Genomic DNA, 19337 nt, shown 5'->3' with positions numbered 1-19337 from the left:
TTTATAGGAGATGAACTGGAAAAATTCGATCACAGATTTACTTAATATTCAATACCCTCTTATTCAGTCGCCTATGTTTGGCGTTACAACACCCCAAATGACAGCTGCAAGTTCTAACGCAGGTTGTTTAGGATCATTACCTCTTGCGGATTTAAGTCCTGAAAACTGCATCAAGCTTATTAACGATACTCAAAAGCTAACAGACCAGCCATTTGCAGTCAACATTTTTGTAAATGAAGTTCCTGAAATTGATGACAAGCTTACACAACAATACTTTAAAGCGAAGACTTTTATAGAACATCTGGCCAATGAAAATGGGCTTCACGTGGCGTTACCGGAATTAAACACCTTAAAAATAACGGATTATCACGATCAGATCGAAGCTATTATCAGTCAAAAATGTAAAATTCTGAGTTTTATTTTTGGATGTATCGACGACCAATCGATAGCACTTTTAAAGAAAAACAATATTTTTTTAATAGGAACCTGCACTTGTGTAGAAGAAGCTAAGATTTTATCTGAAAAAGAAATAGATATTATCTGTGTTCAGGGAATTGAAGCCGGTGGTCATCGAGGAAGTTTTAAAGCTGATAAAGTAGCCCAAATTGGCGGACTTTCTTTGTTGTCTCAAGTAGCGGAAAAAGTAAAGAATCCTTTAATTTATGCAGGCGGAATTTACAACGCAAAAACCCTTCTGGCTGCAAAAACTTTAGGAGCTGCCGGAGTTCAGGTCGGAAGTTTACTTTTAGGAGCAACAGAAAGTGCCTTAAAACCATTTGAAAAGAACCATTTAAAAAGAGTTAAAGAAGAAGATATAATGCTGACAAAATCTTTTTCAGGAAGATATGCCCGAGGAATCAAAAATAAATTTATTGAAATCATTGAGCATTCTGAGTATGTTTTGCCCTATCCCTATCAGAATAAATTAACCCATGAACTTAGAAAAGCGGCAAAAGAAAAAGAGCTAGCTGATTTTGTAGGCATTTGGCTGGGACAATCTATTAATGGTTTTAGTGACAAATCTACAACTGAATTATTGAAAGGTTTAATTCAGGAAACCGAAGATTTTTATAAAAATTAAAACATTTACATTTGCCTAATTCCGCTTTTGTCGTATGCTTCAAAAAAACATTTCTTTTGATATAGTCGCAAAATGGCTTACCGCCTGGTCCTTATCCAGAAAATTGCCATCACCTGTACCGTACGAATCGGGACTTATGGTCGATGTTGGGTATGAGGATCAAAAAAAGCGTTATGTTTTTACAGCTCTTAGTGATGATCTTATTCAATTATCAAAATCTATTGATCAACCGGGAATTTTTATAAAAGTTTGTACTTCGCCAGATGAACTAAAAAAGAGCATATCCGAAAAATGGATTGTTCAGCCGCAAGGTTATATGATGTCTTGTTGGCACAAAATGGGTATTCCAAAACGTACTTTGCAAAATACTTATAAAGTAGAATTTGAGCAATACAACGCTACTTATCTTGTCCGAATTGTTACTAAAGAGGGAGTATTGGCGGCAACAGGACGCGTTGTTCTTGTTGATGATCTGGCAGTTTATGACAGAATTTCAACTGAACCCACTCATAAACGGATGGGACTTGGCACTTTAGTGATGAAAGAGCTCGAGAAAATTGCCCTTGCCAATAGCGTTTACCATAATTTTTTAGTAGCCACAGAAGAAGGAAAACTATTCTACGAATCCTTAGGGTGGGAATTGTATAGTCTTTATACGTCTGTTGTTATTCAGGATAAGGATAAATAAAATCAAGTTTATATACCATAAAAGGTATAAAAAAAACCGTCTCAAATTGTAGTATGAAACGGCTCCTTTTTATTTATTTTGAAATTAAAACTTCATCTTCTGAATTCTCACAGCATTTAGTATCGCCAGTAAGGCTACACCAACATCTGCAAAAACGGCTTCCCACATGGTGGCAAGTCCACCGGCACCCAGAATTAGTACAAAAGCTTTTACGACAAAAGCCAGCGTAATATTTTGCCAGACAATTTTTTTGGTTTGTTTACCAATATTTATTGCCATCGGAATTTTACTGGGTTTATCATCCTGAATCACAATGTCGGCAGTTTCAATCGTCGCATCACTTCCTAAGCCTCCCATGGCAATCCCCACAGTACTTAAGGCGATAACCGGAGCATCGTTTACACCATCACCAACAAAAGCTACAGTTTCATTTTTAGCTTTAATCTCGTTTAGTTTATTGACTTTATCTTCCGGTAACAAATCTCCAAATGCATTTGTGATTCCTAATTTATCTGCAACAAACTGCACGACGTTGGTTTTATCACCACTAAGCATGGTTACTTTAACGCCTAATGCTTTTAGCTTCGTTACAGCTTCCTGTGCATCTTCTTTAATTTCATCAGCAATGGTCAGGTATCCCGCAAACTTTTTATCATATGCGATCGCAATTGTGGTATAAACAACCGCATTGGGATCAACATCATACTTAATATTGAATTTGTCCATCAATTTAAAATTTCCAACATACAATTCCTTTCCGTTGATTTCAGCTTTTAGACCATGTCCCGAAATTTCTTCTACGTTTTTCAATTCAACAGAAGCATCAATTTTCCCTACATGATTGTGAATTGCCGTGGCAACAGGATGTGTACTTTGGCTTTCCAGGACATTCACCAATTTCAGGATCTCTGCTTTATCAAAATCTTCCCTAATAATGACTTCCTGAACTTTAAAAACGCCCTCAGTCATCGTTCCGGTTTTATCCATCACGACATTCTGAATGGTGGAGATACTGTCTAAAAAGTTACTTCCTTTAAACAAGATTCCGTTTTTGCTCGCAGCGCCAATTCCTCCAAAATACCCTAACGGAATACTAATCACCAAAGCACATGGACATGATATTACCAGAAAAACCAAAGCTCGGTACAACCATTGGCTAAAAACGTAATTATCGACAAAAAGCATCGGCAACAAACAAATCGCAATGGCGAGGTACACTACAATTGGTGTATAAATTTTGGCAAATTTTCGGATAAACAATTCGGCAGGTGCTTTTTTAGTAGTGGCATTTTGTACCATTTCTAAAATTTTAGAAAGCTTGCTGTCATTGTATGCCGTCGTTATTTTTACCTGTGCGATGGTGCTTCCGTTGATCATTCCGGCCAAAACAATTTCTCCTTTTACTTTAGTATCCGGTTTACTTTCGCCGGTTAATGCAGCGGTATTGAACGAAGCGGTATCTGATAACAATTCGCCATCCAGACCTAATTTCTCTCCGGCCTTAAGCTGAATAATCGATCCTATTCTGGCATCAGACGCTTTGATAATTGTAGCAACATTATTTTCTAAAATGCTAACTTCATCAGGACGCTGATCTAACAAACTTTTGATATTCGACTTTGCCCTGCTAACAGCCAATCCCTGGAAATTTTCTCCAATAGTATAAAACAACATTACGGCAACTCCTTCCGGATATTGTGCTATCGCAAAAGCACCAATTGTAGCAATACACATCAGGAAAAATTCTGAAAATACATCCCCTTTCATAATGCTTTCGTAGGCTTCTTTCAAAACAGGAAATCCAACCGGTAAATATGCTACAACGTACCAGACAATTCTAACATAACCTGAAAACCAGGTTTGTGTAAAATAATTGTCAAAGCCAATCCCGATAAGCAATAAAACAAATGAGATTATTGCAGGCAAAAACATTTTAAAAATGCTGTCATCAGCATTATGGCTGTGATCGTGATCGTGTCCGTCATCATCGGAATGACTTTGCTCTTCATGTGCAGAACAACATCCGGACTGATTAATTTTCTTTTTTATTACTTTTTCTTCTTTATGTATATGTTCCATAAGACGGGTTTCAAGTTTTTTAAATTATTACTTCAAGTTTTCCTTGTTTCTGGTTTCAAGTTCAAACTTTGTCTAAATTTAAGGATTTTGTTGCAATTGTTTCTACGCAAAATTATATAATCTCGTTAAGTTTTATTTTTGTTTTCTTTATTTCAGTTTTCAGATTTAAAACGATTTATCCTCATGTTTCGCAAAGCTTTACGCAAAATTAGCAAGTTCAACAACTTGAAACGTGAAACAAAATAAACCTCAAACAAATTCCTTTTAATGTCCGTGCTCGCCTCCGCCTTTCATAGCAGAAAGCAGATAAAAAGCACCTTTTGTAACAATTTTTGCCTCTGCAGGGAGTTTATCTACAAATTTCACTTCTGTAAAACCTAAATCTGTAGTTCCCGGAACAACTTCAATGGCTTTAAAGTGAATTTCCTTCTCATGATTTCCTGCTGCTTTATTCTTCTCTTCTTCATGATCGTCTTCCTGAATGTATACAAAATACTTATCTGCATTTCGAACTACAGCATCTTTTGCTACTGCCGGAACCGTAGCATTTGTGATATTGATATTCGCCGAAACATACATTCCGGGAATTAATCCTTTTGCATCCGCCGGTTCGATTTTAGCATGTACGGCAACCGTTTTACTTTCATTCGAAAAAGATTTATTGATTCCGAAGATCTTTCCTTTTATCGATTTATTAGATTGGTTCGTTAAAACAAAATCTATTACCTGTCCCACCGAGATAGCCCCCAAATCCTTCTCATAAACATTTAAATCCAAATGCATCTGGCTATTGTCTACAACTTCAAATAGTGCGACTCCCGTTTGTGCATAAGCCCCTTTTGCGATGCTTATTTTACCTACATAACCACTTATTGGAGCCACAATGGGTACTAACGAAGTACTGCCTTTTGTACTGACATGCAAAGCTTCTAATTTATTCTTAGCTGCTTGTGCACGCGCTCTTTCGGCTGCCAGTTTCGATTTTACTTCCTGAAAAACTTTTCTTGGATTTACATTTTCATCACTTAAAGTTTTCTGGCGATTGTATTCTAATTGCAGGTATTCGATATTGGCTGTAGCCGAATGATAATCTTCCTGCATTTCGATTACTTCGAGATTCTGAATCGTCGCCAAAACTTTTCCTTTGTTTACAAAAGTTCCTTCTAAAACAAAAATATCCTTCACCGTCCCTCCTATCAAAGTCGAAACCTCAGCAGAATTTTGAGGCGGAACAGTCGTATATCCGTTAGCTTTTATGACTTTATTCAGGTTTCTGTTTTCTAAAACTCCTGTTTCGATTCCGACTGTTTTATATTGAGATTCGTTTAAAGCGACTTCTGTTTGTGATTTTTCTTCTTCAGGAGCTTCTTCTGCTTTCTTTTCATTACATGCGAATAAGCTCACCGCAAGGCACGCAAAGAGAGAAAAGCGCAAGGCACGCAAAGAAATTAAACCTTGCATTCGTTGCGATAAAATCGTAGCGATCTTTGCGGTTAAATAGTTATATATATTTTTCATTTTTAATTGTTTTTGATGGTTGGAAATTGAAGTTCGACAGCACTTTGATTAAAGTTATGAATGGCCTCTGTATATTGTTTTTTAATATCAATTGCCTGATTTAAAAAACTGATGTACGCCCAATAACTCAAATCACCATTCGCATAACTTTTTTGCGCGGTATTGATAATTTGATCCGCATACTGCAATCCTTCTTTCTGATAATAATCTACTGCTTTTTGTTGCTTTGCAAAGTTATTTTGCAATTCCTGCCTTTGCAGATTCAGCGTCAGTTTATTTTTATCTAAAGCCAATTGCGATTGCGAAATACTAATAGCCGAAGCTTGTGCCTTAGCTGTATTTACACCTCCAAATAACGGAATTTGCAATCCGGCTGTAAAACCCTGAAACAAAGATTCGGTATTGATTGTCTGAGCAAAATATCCCAATCCCAATTTAGGCGTTCGCATGGCTTTATATGTATTCGCTTCTTTTTGATACACCGAAATTTGTTGCTGATAATAATCTGTCATTAAACCTTCTGCTTTCGTATTTCCTTCTTCTTTTAATAGGGAATATTGCAGGGCTGTTTTATCATCCGGAACAATATTTTCATCGGTCTGAACAAAAAATTGCAACTGCTTTTGGTAAATCGCCAAGTCATATTCTAATTGTGCTTTCTGCGTTTCAATTTCTTTTACTTTGGCTTTTGCACTAATTACTTCAATATTTCCACTTTCTCCGGTTTGAAAACGCAGTTCGGCATTCTTTAGAAATTTAGTGTAGATCTCGTTCAGTTCTGAGTTCAGTTTTTGAATCGAAACTCCGTACAAATACTGATAATACGACAATGTTACCGCTTTTTCTATTTCATAAGAAGACAATGCTTTTCGTTTTTCGGCCAGTTTTACCAGCTCTTCCTGTAATTGTCGGTTGGCTTTTGTGATATTTCCTATTGGAAAAAACTGCTGAATCGAAACATTGTGGTCAAAATCAACACTATTAAATTGTCCGCCCTGATATTGCACCTGAAGTGGTTCCGGCTGAAATGCGGTCTTTTTGAGAACGGTTTGTCTTTCAATTTCTTTATCGGCAATTTTTAAATCAATGTTGTTTGATTTGGCAAGTTCTATTGCTTTTTCAAGACTGATTTTTTCTTGTGCCGATGTAACTATGCTCACCAGTAAGAACGTGCTTAACCGTAAAGTTCGCAAAAGACTTTTCGCAAGGTTCGCTGAGTTTTTTATATATATTGAATTCATTTTTTTAATCTTTTAAATTTTCATTGCGTTCTTCGCGTAAATCTTCGCGTTCTTTGCTGTTAAACTTTCGTTCCAGCAGCAAATACAAAATTGGTAAAACGATTAGCGTCAATAATGTTGCGGAGAATAAACCACCAATCACGACAGTTGCCAAAGGTTTTTGTACTTCTGCTCCGCCACTTGTCGATAATGCCATTGGCAAAAATCCTAAAGAAGCTACAGCTGCGGTCATTAAAACGGGACGCAATCTTGTTTTTGTTCCGATTAAGACTCTTTGCAGCGGATCTACTATTCCCTCTGTTTTCAGTTGATTGAAATAGGAAATCAATACGATTCCATTTAAAACCGCGATTCCAAATAAGGCAATAAATCCAATCCCCGCCGAGATACTAAAAGGCATTCCGCGCATCCAGAGTGCAAAAATACCTCCAATTGCTGATAACGGAATTGCCGTAAAAATCAATCCTGCCTGTTTGAAACTTTTAAAAGTGAAATAAAGCAAGACCACTATCAATCCCAAAGCAATAGGCAAGGCTACTGAAAGTCGTTTGGTTGCCTCTACCAGATTTTCGAACTGACCTCCATACGTTACATAATAACCTGCAGGAAGCTTGAAATCTTTGTCCAGTTTTTGTTGAATTTCCTCTACAACACTTTTAATATCGCGTCCACGAACATTTAAGCCCACCGTAATTCTTCGTTTACCATCTTCACGGATTACTTGTACAGGACCTTGCTCATAATCTACCGTTGCTACTTGCGAAAGCGGCACTTGTTGTCCGTTTGGCAACGGAATAAACAAATTACTGACATCTGTGATATCGGCACGATTGTTCTCATTCATACGAACAACAACATCAAATCTTTTGCTTTCATCATAAATTTTACCGGCACTTTCTCCGGCAAATGAGGAACGGATAATCTGATTGATATCCGATATATTCAATCCGTATAAAGCAATTTTATTATAATCGTATTTAATCGTAATTTGAGGCAAACCCGTTACTTTATCCGCTTTTAGATCCCCAATTCCATCGATGCTTTTGATCCTCGAAATTAACTCCGTGGCTTTCGCATCGAGAATCTCGAGATCATCACCAAAAATTTTAATGGCTATATCGCTTCGGCTTCCGGTCATCAACTCATTAAAACGCATCTGAATAGGCTGCGAAATCTCAATATTGGCGCCTGGAATTACTTCCATCTCTTCTTTCATTGCGTTAGCTAAATCAACCCAGTTTTTATATTTTCCTGACCATTCTTTTTTGTCTTTTAATACAATAATCAAATCACCACTTTCGACAGGCATTGGGTCAGTCGGGATTTCACCACTACCAATTTTGGTGACAATGGTTTTGATCTCAGGGAATTTTGCTTTTAAGAGCTGTTCGTATTTAGTAGTCGTTTCTACCATCTGCGTAAGCGAACTTCCGGTCATGATGGTAGCATTAATGGCTAAATCGCCTTCTTCAATCGTGGGGATAAATTCTCCTCCCATACTATTAAAGATAACCAATCCGAGCGCAAATAAACCCAGTGCAATTCCTAAAACCATCTTTTTAAATTGCAGGGCTTTCTCTAAAAATGGCGTATAAATAGACTCTAACCAAGCCATCATCCTGTCGCTGAAATTTTCTTTGTGTTCGGTGTTTTTAGATAAGAATAAAGCACTCATCATGGGCACATAGGTCAACGAAAGTACGAATGCTCCGGCAACGGCAAAACCAACTGTCATCGCCATTGGTTTAAACATTTTTCCTTCTGTCCCTATTAACGCCAGAATAGGCAGATACACAATCAAAATAATGATTTCACCAAAGGCAGCACTATTCCTGATTTTTGAAGCCGAATTATAGACTTCAACATCCATTTCGCTTTGCGTTAATTCTTTATTGCGCTTGAGTTTTTGCAAATGGTGCATCGTGGCTTCGACGATAATCACGGCTCCATCGACAATAATTCCAAAGTCGATTGCCCCTAAGCTCATCAGGTTTCCGCTTACGCCAAAGGCATTCATTAAAATAATTGCAAAAAGCATCGCTAACGGAATCACAGAAGCGACGATTAGACCTGCGCGAAGATTTCCCAGAAATAAAATCAGGACAAAAATCACGATCAGCGCCCCTTCTAATAAGTTCTTTGTAACGGTTCCGATCGCATTATCTACTAATTTTCCTCTGTCAATAAAAGCTTCAGCGGCCACACCTTCCGGTAAACTTTTATTAATCTGAATCATTCTTTCTTTGATTCTGTCTACAACTGCGCTCGAATTTTCTCCTTTCAGCATCAAAACCATTCCGGAAACAATTTCTCCTTTTCCGTCTTTGGTAGATGCCCCGTAACGCAACGCAACACCTTCACGAACCTCGGCCACATCACGAACCAAAACAGGAGAACCGTTTCGGTTTTTGACCACGACATTTCCTAAATCTTTTGTACCTTTTGCCATTCCGACACCACGAATAAAGTACGCATATTGATCCTTCTCAATATAGGCACCTCCCGTATTTTGATTGTTTTTTTCTAAAGCCTCAAAAATTTCGGTAATCGTAACACCCAAACTATTTAGTGTGTTTGGGTTAACGGCAATTTCGTATTGTTTTAATTTTCCACCCCAGGTACTCACATCTGCAACACCTTTAACGCCTTGCAATTGCGGAATAATAATCCAATCCTGAATGGTTCTTAATTTTACCGCATCGTATTTGTTTTCATAGCCTTTTTTCGCATAAACATCATACTGATAGATTTCTCCTAAACCAGTAGAAATAGGCGCTAATTCCGGTGAACCCGCATAGGCCGGAATATTTTCTTCCGCTTGTTTAAGGCGTTGGAATATTTGTTCTCTTGCCCAGTAAATATCAACATCGTCTTCAAAAACAACGGTAACCACTGATAATCCGAAACGTGAAATACTGCGCAATTCTATAATATCCGGAACCGTTTTTACGGCTTGCTCTAACGGATATGTGATTAATTGTTCGACTTCCTGACTCGCTAAAGTTGGTGCTGTCGTAATGATTTGTACCTGATTATTGGTAATATCCGGCAAAGCATCTAATGGCAATTGTTTGAGCGAATAGCTTCCCCAAGCTATTAATACAAGGGTAAATAATAGTATAACGAACTTATTCTTTATACTAAACTGTATGATTTTATCTAACATTTTAAAGATATAATGACGTGAGAAATTAGGCAAAGTATGCCTACTAAATACTGTGGAAAACCCACAACTCTCTAACCCAAATCCCAATTCCGAAACTTCGGAACGTGGCGGGTATCATTATGCTATTTGAGGGGGTTGCCAGATACTTCCGTAGAAATTGGAAGCAGCAACTGAGGTATAATTAGGTAATGGAACTGAAATGATAGAATATGCTACCGGAAAAGTGAATGCAGGAGTCAATTGGTAACTCAAAACCTGAGCTCCGCAACAATTACAGGCACAAAACGGAGAACATAAATCGTTTTGTTTGTCGTGTGAATGATTTGCATCAGAAGAGAACTGAGACATTTTATGACTGGCACTGCCTACTTCCAAATCTGCACAAGGCATATTTGAAAGCGCCATTAAATAAAGTGACAATATAATTGTAATCCATTTCACAAAACAAAAGTAGTATTTATTTTTATACTAAAATCTAAATAATTGAAAATGATGTTGCTAAAAACGCCAAAATTTTCATAAATCTGCCTCAAATATTTTTTTACAAAAATTATACTTTCTTAAAAAAAAAAAGTTAACCGATAAAATTTTTTAGTTAACTTTAACAATAATTAACACATGTTTTAAGTTCACCCTATTACATCATTCAAACCCTATCATTCTATAAAACAAAAAGATACGCACAGATTCTATTAAGCATACATTAGTACATATTTTTTTTACGCAGTTCTATTAATTAACAATTATAAACACGGAAATCAATGAAATGTAATACACTAATATCAGCCTTATTATTATTATTTAGCATGCAAATTTTCGGGCAAGTCTATACCGAAAAAATCGTAGGAGAAAAAAACCAACAACTAAAAGACAGTCTTGCCATAGAAAAATACCCTTATGCCTTACCTATCTGGGGAGAAAAGGTAGCTCAAAAAGGATATAAGTTGCCTTATTCTGCCGGACTTTCTATCAATTATTTCTGGCAGGATTCAGACATTACCATAAAAGATTTAGAAGTTGGGTTTAATAATGGCCCTTTATATAATTTAGATGAAATTGTTCGTTTTGATAAATCTTCTGTAGTTACCAGTTCGGTTACTATCAGACCCGATGTCTGGCTGTTGCCTTTTCTAAATGTATATGGAATTTTTGGTCAGTCAAAAACCACTACAAAAATAAATGCCGGAATCTGGATTCCGGATGCTGATAATAACTGGACACAAATTACTTCTATTAATACCAGCGCTAATTTTGATGCTACAACATTCGGTTTTGGGATGACTCCTACTATTGGTATTGGCGGGGGCTGGCTGGCACTTGACATGAATATGGCCTGGACCGATATTAGTTCTCTCGACAAACCTGCATTTTCTTATATTTTTGGCCCGCGACTGGGTAAAACGTTCAAGTTGCGTAAACCGGATCGAAATATTGCATTGTGGGTTGGCGGATTTAGGGTGCACATTTCAGGGGATACGAATGGAACTATTTCCCTGGGGGATGTTTTGAATCTGGAAGATGCTGAAGAAAAAGTCAATAATGGCCTGGATAAAGTGTCTGAAAACCAGACAAAAGTTGATACCTGGTGGAACGGATTGACACCTGCGCAACAAAATAATCCTGCCAATGTTGCCAAACATAATACGGCAGACAGGGCATTGAACTCAGCCGGAACTTTCCTGACTACATTAGATGGCGCTTTAAGCACAGCTGAATCATCAACAGTACAATATTCACTACATAAAGCGCCTAAAGATATGTGGAATTTTATTGTAGGATCTCAATTTCAATATAGTAAACATATTATGTTTAGGGTTGAAGCCGGATTTTTAGGAACCAGAACGCAGGTTTTAGGTGGTCTTCAGTATCGTTTTGGACTTTAACCCCAAATTTTATGAAAAAAGGTTTAGTACTACTTATCGCATTGTTTTGTTTTAATTCTGTACGTTCGCAGGTTTTAATTTCCTTAATTTTTGGAGACAAACTTAATTCTCCCTTTCTGGAATTTGGTTTAGAAGGTGGTGTGAATTTCTCTACCATTTCTGACCTCGAAACTTCGGGAACAAATTTGGGTTTTAATCTTGGTTTTTATTTTGATATTCGATCTACAAAAAATCCGGCATGGATGATCAATACAGGAGTGATTGTAAAATCGCCAATGGGAGCGCACGGAATGCCAGTATACTCTTTAAACGATGCTAATCTCGATAATACGTTTGCCGGCGGAAGTGTCAATCGTGAAATCAGGTATTTTAATGTACCTGTTTTAGTTAAATATCAGTTTAAAAATAATATTTATCTTAAAACAGGACCTCAGTTTGGTTTATTGGCCAAAGCTTTTGATGAATTCAAAAAAGAAGTAGATAAAGACGATGTAATTTATAAAAAGAATATCCGTGATCAAATACGTGTTATTGATGCCGGTGTTGTTTTTGGTGCAGGTTACCATATGAAGGTAGGCAACGGATTAAATGTAACGGTTCAATACTACTACGGATTAGTTCCGGTAATGAAAGGAGACGGACCAAATGTCTACAACAGATCTTTGTATGTAACGGCTGGAATACCTATAGGAAAAGGAAAAGCCGCGCAAAAAAGAGCGGTAAAAGAAGCCGAATTGAATAAAATTGTCCTTCCGGAAGATGAAGTTACACCTAAAAAATAATTTTAAGTATTGATCGTACCAATAAACGCCAGGATTTCATCGTTCTTTAAAATAAAATCAGGATTGGTGTTTAGTATGGCATTATGCGGCATAAAAGGCATTTCGGCAGCAAGGGGATTTTGAACGACAATCGTGCCTCCCGCAGCCTGAATCGCTTTAAGTCCATAGGTTCCGTCTGTGTTTGAGCCTGATAATAAAATTCCGACCAAAGATTTTCCGTAAATTTCTGCTGCAGATTCAAAAGAAACATCAATACTCGGGCGACTGTAATTGATTTTCTCTGATATATCTAACGAAAGTGTCTCATTTCTTTCGAATAGTAAATGGTAGTTGGAGGGTGCAACATAGACATAACCTGGTAAAAGTGGTACTTTATCTTCTACCGGTTTTACTTTTACATTTGATTTTAAAGCGATGAGATCTTCTAAGGTCTGATCGTCTGTGCTTTTTCGATGAACCACAATTACAATAGCAAAACCATTTAATTCAGGCAATTCAGGAAGGATTTGCATTAAAGCATTCAGGCTTCCTGCAGATCCTCCTATGATCACTACTTTACAATCTGATACTATTTTATTTTCCTCCATATTTTTTCCTTATCCAATTGTTTGTATTTGTTTGGAGGCATAGAATATTTTATAGTTTCTTTAGTTCCTAAGGCTAAAAAACCTAAAACTGCCAGACTTTCATCGAATAAATTAATGACTCTTTTTTGAAGATCGTTATCAAAATAAATTAAAACATTGCGACATAAAATAAGATCAAACTCATTAAATGAAGTATCTGAAACCAAATTATGCTGGGAGAATACCATTTTTTCGGCTAATTCCTCATTAAACTTGGCAATACCATAATTGGCAATATAATAACTCGAAAAATCTTCCTGTCCGCCGGCATCACGATAGTTTTCTGAATATTCTTTCATCATCCGTAAAGGGAAAATTCCTTTTTTGGCAGTTTCAAGAACAGTAGCATTTATGTCCGTTGCATAAATTAAGGATTTGTGCAGCAAACCGGCTTCTTTTAGCATGATCGCCATAGAATATACTTCTTCGCCGGTAGAACATCCCGCGTGCCATAACCTGATAAAAGGTTTTGTACCTAACAGGGGTAATATTTCTTTCCTGACAATGGCGTAAAAAGAAGGATCCCGAAACATCTCAGTCACATTTACCGTAATCTCATCGACCATTCTTTTGTAATATTCCGGATCATAACGAACTCTGGAAAGAAATTCATGAAAGTGCGTAAATCCATCTAACTGAATTACTCTGTTTACACGCCTTTTTAATGAAGCTCTGGAATAACTACTAAAGTCAAAACCATAATATTCATACACATCATTTATCAGTGTTTCTAGTTCGATATCCTCAATCATAATCCCATCAAATTTTACCTAAAATAAGCAGTAATTTATCTACATCAACGGGTTTAGAAATGTATGCATCTGCCCCGGCCTCCAAACATTTTTCTTTATCTCCTATCATGGCCTGAGCCGTAACCGCAACGATAAAAACCGACCTTCTTTCAGGAAGTGCTTTTATTAACGGAATGGCATCGTATCCATCCATTTCCGGCATCATCATATCTATTAATACTGCATCAATATGTTCGTCTGTGCTTAATAACTTCAAAGCTTCTTCGGCACTTAAACAAGACAGGCAATCAAATGATTTGGCACGTAAAGTGTGTTCTAAAGCAAAAATATTTCTAGAATCATCATCAATAATTAAAAGTCTTTTTTTATTCATTTTCGTTCACTTTTTTAATACATTTTGTAGTTTTTTATACTACTACTTTTTTTTTTGCCACGAATTACACTAATTTTTACGAATTAATAGTTTGAATTATTTTTTAAAATTTGTGCTAATTCGTGTAATTCGTGGCAAACTTTTCCTATTATATTTTATCGTAAAGCCAAACTCTCAACAATGAAAGCAGCTGGTCGATATCTACCGGTTTGGTAATATAATCTGAAGCTCCTGCTTTGATGCATTTTTCTCTGTCGCCTGTCATCGCTTTTGCTGTTACGGCGATAACCGGTAAATTTAGGAACTTAGGGTTAGCACGTATTTTTTCAGCCGTTTCATAACCGTCCATATTAGGCATCATCATGTCTAGCAATACGATATCAGTATCCGGATGTTCTGCTAAAATCTTGATGGCTTCTTTACCATCAAAAGCTGTAATGACATTCATTTTAAATACTTCCAGCGCTTTTGTCAACGAATAAATATTACGTACATCGTCATCTACAATCAATACTTTTTTCTCGTGCAGAATATTGTTTAGTAAATTTAGCTTTTTATAGCTTTCTTTTTTGTCTTTTGGGTCTTTTTTATCTTCCACTAAATGAAGGAATAGTGAAACTTCATCCAACATTCTCTGGTACGAATGGGCCGTTTTTACAATAATCGAATCGGCGTATTTTTTAATTTTCACCTCTTCTTTCATCGATAAGCTTTTTCCTGTAAAGACTATTACAGGCAGGTTTTCTAATCCGGGACTTTTCTTCACGCCATCTAAAATCTGATAGGCATGTTTGTCCGGAATTCCCATATCCAGAATAACACAATCTACTTCGGTTTTATTCAAGGCTTCTAAACCTTGAGCAACTTCGCTTTTTATCTCTGAATTGATATTATAGGTTTCTAAGAAATAAGCCAAAGCTTTAGCATGTTTTGGGTTATCTTCTATAATTAAAACTTTCTGTGCTTCTTTATTAATAATGTGTTCGATTCGCAAAAATACATCCGGAATTCTTTCGAACGCTACCGGTTTGTCTAAGAAATCTACCGCTCCTTTTAATAAACTTTCCTGTTTTAATTTATGCGACGACATAATATGAACCGGAATGTGTTTGGTTTCTGCATGGTTTTTTAATTCCTCAAGTACTTCCCAACCACTTTTTATTGGCAGTTCAATATCTAATAAAACCCCAACCGGTTTGTAAAGTAATGTAAAGTTTAAAGCATAATCCCCTCTTACCGAAACAACTCCTTTATAACCTTTCTTTCTGGTAAACGCTAGAAGTGATTTTGCAAAATTGATATCATCTTCGACAATTAGAATCACTTTATCATCCGGCAGAATAGCCTCTCTGTCATCCTCTATTTCATCAGGGATAGTTTCGCTTATGTATTTTTTCTTTGCAGGGACTTTTTCATCCGGTTCAACTTCTGTAAATTCAGTTGGTGGTATTTTCTCTACATTAATTTTATGAATTGCAGACCCAAATACCGGAAGACATAATGTAAAGGTACTTCCTTCCTGAACTTTACTGTGCAGGATTATTTCGCCTCGCAATAATTTCGCTAATTCCCTACTGATTGATAATCCTAAACCGGTTCCACCGTATTTACGTTTTGTAGAACCATCAGCTTGCTGGAAGGCTTCGAAAACCAGAGGTTGTTTCTCTAACGGGATTCCTATTCCGGTATCTTTTACAATAAAACAAATGACTTTACTATCATCAGTATTTATTTTAATTTCTAAAGTTACTGTTCCTTTTTCTGTAAATTTAATGGCATTCGAAATCAGGTTTTTCAGAATTTGCTCTAAACGCATTTTGTCCGTTTTAATAATAACCGGAGCATCCTTAGAAAGAATCTCGAATTTAATACCTTTTTCTTTTGCTACCTGATTGAACAGGTTCCATAAAGTATCTGTAATTTCTTTAGTCGAAACATCCAAAAATTCAAGTTCCATTTTACCTGCTTCAATTTTAGATAAATCCAAAATCTCATCGATCAGTCCTAAAAGGCTATTTCCGGAACTTTGAATCACTTTAGCAAATTCAATTTCTTCGTCTACCATGCTTTTGTTGTTATTTTCAGATAACAAACGGCTCAAAAGCAAAATTGAGTTCAGAGGAGTTCTTAATTCGTGCGACATATTCGCTAAGAACTCCGATTTATAACGTGTTGTAAGCTCTAAAGCTTCTGATTTTTTCTGAATCTCATTGTTTTTTTCTTCCAGTAAAACACTTCTTTCTGACAGTTCTTCATTGGTTTGCTCCAATTCTTCCTGTTGTACTCGTAGTTCTTCTTCAGAAGCCTGAAGTTTTTCTGTTTGTGCTTCTAACTCGGCATTAATTGCCTCCAGTTCGCTGTGTTGTACCTGAAGTTCTTCTGATTGGGATTTGGTTTCTTCTAACAATTCCATCACCCTTTTTCTGTTCTGAGTCGACTTGATTGCAATTCCGATGTTGTTGGCTACCAGACCTAAAAACTCTAAATGTAATGCGGAAAATCCATAAACACTCGCCAATTCAATAGCTCCTTCAGTTCTCGTATCTATTAAAGGAATCGCTACAACATGGGTTGGTTTTATTTGTCCTAAAGCATAATTAATCTGGATATCATCTGGTGATAATGCTTTCAATTCAAGAATTTTACCGGAAACAATAGCCTGACCAATTAAGCCTTCCCCTTTCTGAATTCGCTCTCTGTTTTTGCTTGGTATGTAACTATATCCTCCTGAAACAAAAAGTTCATTATCTTCTAAAATGTACAAAACCCCCGCACTGCTATTGGTATATTGGCATACAAATTCGATCACATCTTTTGATAATTTTTGAAGTGTTTTATCCCCCAACATCACATTATTAAGATTGGCTACACCGGTTTGCATCCATTCTTTTTGTGATAATAAATCAAACGAAGATTTAAGGGAAATTCCCATATTATTCAAAGATTCCCCTACACTTCCTAATGCGTCAGCTTTAGTATCATCTACTCTGATATCATAATTTCCGTTAGAAATATTACTGGCAATTGTACTGATGGCTACAATTCTATCAGCAGTTTCCCGATCTTTTTTCTCTAATTCGTTTTGAAGCAAAGCACGTTCATTGAAATCTTTCAAAATTCGAATTAAAAACACAATCGAAATAATAAAAGCAATGATAAAAGCAACAATAATCAAAACAATACTGTACGTACCGTAACGCTCTGAATTTTCGTTTCTTTCTTTTAAAAGACTTTGTTCCGTATTTTCTACTGTTTTAATTTGCGCTCGCAAATCACTCATCATATTTCGACCTTCAGTGAGATCAAATTTAGCCGAATCCTTCCCAAGACGTTTTTTTACAATTTGATTGTTCAGATATTTAAAAAAGTTATCTCGAAGCGGCTTTAATTCTTTTAAGTGTGATTGTTGCGACGGATTGTCAACAGTAAGTTCTGCTACTTTATCAAAATAAGTATTCGATCTCCTTTCAGCATCATTATATCTATCTATAAACTGTTCGTCACCTGTTATCAAATAACCACGCATACTAGTTTGTGCCTCAGTAATTATAGCTGAACCTTCGTTGAGATTATAAATCACTTCCTGTGTGTGATTGACCCAGGAGTTACTGCTTAATAAACTTTGTATACTAAGAAATGACGCCGTGGAACTGATCGTCAATACCAGTAATGAAACTAAGGAACTTATTAATAAATTTCTTTTGAAATTACTCTTCATATTTTTTGGTTATAATTGTTCATATTTTAAAGGTAGAATGATAATAAAGCTTGCGCCCTTGCCTACCTGACTTTTTGCAGTAATTAATCCGTTATGTTTTTCGATGATTTTTTTGGCAATCGCCAATCCAATACCCGTTCCTTCATACGACTGACGATCGTTTAAACTCTGGAAAATAATGAAGATTCGGTCAAGGTAAATTTCGTCAAAACCAATTCCGTTATCCTTTACCGTAATTCGGCAAAATTTCCCTTGGGGAGAAACCGGGCTTTCAAACGATTTATCGGCAATTAATTCAGATGTAATTTCTATTAACGGATGTTGCGAGTTTCCTGAAAACTTCAATGCGTTCCCAATCAGATTCTGAAAAACTTGTCGCAACTGACTTGGAATACTGTCTATAGTAGGAAGTTCGTTTGTCTTTATAGTAGCATTTTTTCGTTCTATCAGATAATCAAAATCCGAAAGTACTTCCTGCAATACCTCGTTTAGGTCTGTAACTTCAGGTTTTACCTGTGATGATAATCTGGAATAGGCCAATAAATCAGTAATTAAAGTCTGCATTCTTTCTGCTGATTTAATCGTACGATTTACATAATCAACGGCTTTTGCATCATTGGCCAAATAAAGTTCCTTAATGATTTTAATAAAGATTTGAATTTTCCGGATGGGTTCATTTAAATCGTGTGAAACTACCCATGAAAATTGCTGCAGTTCGTGATTCTTCATCTCTAATTCTTCGTTCTTCTGGACCAGTTCTTTGGTTCTTTCAGCGATTTTAATTTCGAGGTTGTCCTGAGCTTCTTTTCGTATTATAATCTCTTTAGACAGTAATTCTTTGATACCTTGTAATTCTCTTTGCTGCTCGTAAAGTTTTAAGAATGTCTTTACTTTTAAAATCAACAAATCGCTATCAACAGGTTTGGTAATATATTCTACGGCGCCGGTTTCATATCCTTTAAAAATGTATTTTTTCTCAATATTAAGTGCTGAAAGAAAAATAACCGGAATGTCTTTGGTACGCTTGTTTCCTGAAAGAATTTTTACAACTTCAAATCCATCAAGTCCGGGCATCTGAACATCCATTATGATAAGACAGTAGCTTGTTTTTAGAATTTTCTTTAGCGCCTCTTCTCCAGACTCCGCAGTATCTACATCAATATTATGCAGCTCCAATGTTTTTTTTAAGGCAATAATATTTGCCTTTATATCGTCTACAATTAATACCATACCATTCTGGGGGACTAAACTGTTGTGAATAAAATTTGTTTTGTTTTGGAAATCTTTTTTGACCTTGTTTAGCAATAGCTGATACTATTTTTAGCCAAACTTCGGTCAAAAACCTTCAAATTTATAAAAAAAAAGAAGAATGCATTTTTATCGAAATAGCAATTCGTTACATAATTCCCATGTTTAAAATTGAAATTTTA

12 protein-coding genes and 1 pseudogene are annotated in these 19337 nt (G+C 36.2%); 4 read left to right on the top strand and 9 right to left on the bottom strand.

The window, feature by feature from the left end:
- The first annotated feature begins 10 nt into the window (after nt 1-10).
- Entirely contained in the window at nt 11-1081 is a 1071-nt protein-coding gene (locus tag ACQY44_RS05270; RefSeq protein ID WP_428229347.1) for an NAD(P)H-dependent flavin oxidoreductase, read from the top strand.
- A 34-nt stretch (nt 1082-1115) separates the two neighbouring features.
- The gene (locus ACQY44_RS05265; RefSeq protein WP_428229346.1) at nt 1116-1769 is read left to right on the top strand and encodes a GNAT family N-acetyltransferase; all 654 of its coding nucleotides are present in this window, start codon (nt 1116-1118) and stop codon (nt 1767-1769) included.
- Between the two features lie 84 nt (nt 1770-1853).
- Here the strand turns inward: ACQY44_RS05265 and ACQY44_RS05260 are convergent, their stop codons facing one another.
- The 4 genes and pseudogenes from ACQY44_RS05260 to ACQY44_RS05245 all read right to left on the bottom strand — a co-directional run bounded on the left by ACQY44_RS05260 (nt 1854) and on the right by ACQY44_RS05245 (nt 10214).
- A complete protein-coding gene (locus tag ACQY44_RS05260) occupies nt 1854-3848 on the bottom strand; it encodes a heavy metal translocating P-type ATPase (protein WP_428229345.1) in 1995 nt (664 codons plus the stop codon).
- 264 nt (nt 3849-4112) lie between these two features.
- Nucleotides 4113-5366: an efflux RND transporter periplasmic adaptor subunit gene (locus ACQY44_RS05255; protein ID WP_428229344.1), complete on the bottom strand. Its 1254-nt coding sequence runs from the start codon at nt 5364-5366 to the stop codon at nt 4113-4115.
- Nucleotides 5367-5368: 2 nt separating this feature from the next.
- Nucleotides 5369-9773: pseudogene (locus tag ACQY44_RS05250) on the bottom strand (CusA/CzcA family heavy metal efflux RND transporter).
- 117 nt (nt 9774-9890) lie between these two features.
- The gene (locus ACQY44_RS05245; protein ID WP_428229343.1) at nt 9891-10214 is read right to left on the bottom strand and encodes a DUF6660 family protein; all 324 of its coding nucleotides are present in this window, start codon (nt 10212-10214) and stop codon (nt 9891-9893) included.
- A gap of 320 nt (nt 10215-10534) precedes the next feature.
- Between ACQY44_RS05245 and ACQY44_RS05240 the strand changes: the two genes are divergently transcribed.
- Complete coding sequence (locus tag ACQY44_RS05240; RefSeq protein ID WP_428229342.1) at nt 10535-11656, top strand: hypothetical protein; 1122 nt, start codon at nt 10535-10537, stop codon at nt 11654-11656.
- 11 nt (nt 11657-11667) lie between these two features.
- Entirely contained in the window at nt 11668-12438 is a 771-nt protein-coding gene (locus tag ACQY44_RS05235; RefSeq protein ID WP_428229341.1) for a porin family protein, read from the top strand.
- A 2-nt stretch (nt 12439-12440) separates the two neighbouring features.
- On the opposite strand, the gene ACQY44_RS05230 is transcribed toward ACQY44_RS05235, so the two are convergent.
- From ACQY44_RS05230 to ACQY44_RS05210, 5 genes are all read right to left on the bottom strand, one after another.
- Nucleotides 12441-13025 (bottom strand): chemotaxis protein CheB, encoded by a 585-nt coding sequence (locus ACQY44_RS05230; RefSeq protein WP_428229340.1) that lies wholly within the window; start codon nt 13023-13025, stop codon nt 12441-12443.
- Nucleotides 13007-13816 carry a CheR family methyltransferase gene (locus tag ACQY44_RS05225; RefSeq protein ID WP_428229339.1) on the bottom strand — a complete coding sequence of 270 codons (810 nt, stop codon included), beginning with the start codon at nt 13814-13816 and terminating at the stop codon, nt 13007-13009. The genes ACQY44_RS05230 and ACQY44_RS05225 overlap by 19 nt, the downstream gene beginning before the upstream one ends.
- Before the next feature lie 7 nt (nt 13817-13823).
- Nucleotides 13824-14189 carry a response regulator gene (locus ACQY44_RS05220; RefSeq protein ID WP_428229338.1) on the bottom strand — a complete coding sequence of 122 codons (366 nt, stop codon included), beginning with the start codon at nt 14187-14189 and terminating at the stop codon, nt 13824-13826.
- Between the two features lie 148 nt (nt 14190-14337).
- On the bottom strand, nt 14338-17907 hold the full coding sequence (locus ACQY44_RS05215; RefSeq protein ID WP_428229337.1) for a response regulator: 3570 nt from the start codon (nt 17905-17907) through the stop codon (nt 14338-14340).
- Nucleotides 17908-17916: 9 nt separating this feature from the next.
- Nucleotides 17917-19137 carry a hybrid sensor histidine kinase/response regulator gene (locus ACQY44_RS05210; RefSeq protein WP_428229336.1) on the bottom strand — a complete coding sequence of 407 codons (1221 nt, stop codon included), beginning with the start codon at nt 19135-19137 and terminating at the stop codon, nt 17917-17919.
- Nucleotides 19138-19337 lie beyond the last annotated feature (200 nt).

The organism is Flavobacterium sp., assembly GCF_965277525.1.
In the GTDB taxonomy this organism is placed as follows: Bacteria; Bacteroidota; Bacteroidia; order Flavobacteriales; family Flavobacteriaceae; genus Flavobacterium.
The sequence above is the reverse complement of the archived record's forward strand: the minus strand, read 5'-3'. Positions and strand labels throughout refer to the sequence as shown.